Origin of the sequence: Pedobacter sp. MC2016-05 (genome assembly GCF_026239735.1) — a bacterium.
Taxonomy (GTDB): Bacteria; Bacteroidota; Bacteroidia; order Sphingobacteriales; family Sphingobacteriaceae; genus Pedobacter.
Map to the genome: position 1 here is coordinate 1 of NZ_JAPIVT010000055.1, position 851 is coordinate 851.

Here is an 851-nt window from a genome sequence, read left to right on the forward strand (position 1 = left end):
GATGGTTTTTTAGGGAAAAATGAATATGCTATCAATGCTGCAATCATATTGGAAATGAAATTGGCAAAAGACCTGTGCCTAGAATGTTCTACCTGACATATGTTTTTTAGCTCGTCGTTAACAGTTTCAATCACTGATCTTTTACGAAGCATTATCTTGTCGTTCATGGTCATAAGACTATTTTTCATATTGTTTCTAATACTTGTTATTAGGTGTATATCGCTGACAAATAGTATTTTAGTAAGCTGTTCTGATATGTAGCCTTTATCCGCGAAAAGCTTACCAAATATGGCTTTCAAGAAATTTTCATTTTTCAGGGGCTGCCTATCATCAACATTTGCCTGGGTAATGGCAAAGTTCAAGATTTCTCCTTTATCATTGATCACAATGTGCAGCTTGAAGCCATAAAACCAGTCCATTGTAGATTTTCCAACCTCTGCAATTCCCTTGAATACCTTGTTTCTTTTTACTCGTTTGTTATTGCAAACCCTGATTGGGGTGGAATCTACAAAAGAAATACCCGTACACTGACCCAGACAACAGGTTTTCAAAAAGATTGTCATTGGCATCAACACGCTTTGACTGAGCTCAACAAAACGGTTATAGGATACTGTATTTGGGAATTCTGATCGCATATGTTTCTGGAGATAGAATAAATAGAAATGCTTAAAGCATCTGAAACCACTCAAATGAAAGAGTAGGCAAACAGAAATTATTTCGCTCTTAGACATTACCGCAGGTCGTTTTGAGGGCTTCCCCAGAAGAAAAGGGCTAGTAGTTTTATCGAAATCTTTGCAGAACTCATCTACAAGACAAAAAATATCACTAATTTTAGAGTAGTCAATCATAAA

Annotated in this window: 1 protein-coding gene; it reads right to left on the reverse strand. The window is 36.1% G+C overall.

From position 1 onward, the window contains the following. The coding region (locus OQZ33_RS24150) for an IS982 family transposase (RefSeq protein ID WP_265802132.1) at positions 1–848 on the reverse strand (848 nt) is incomplete at its 3' end. Positions 849–851 lie beyond the last annotated feature (3 nt).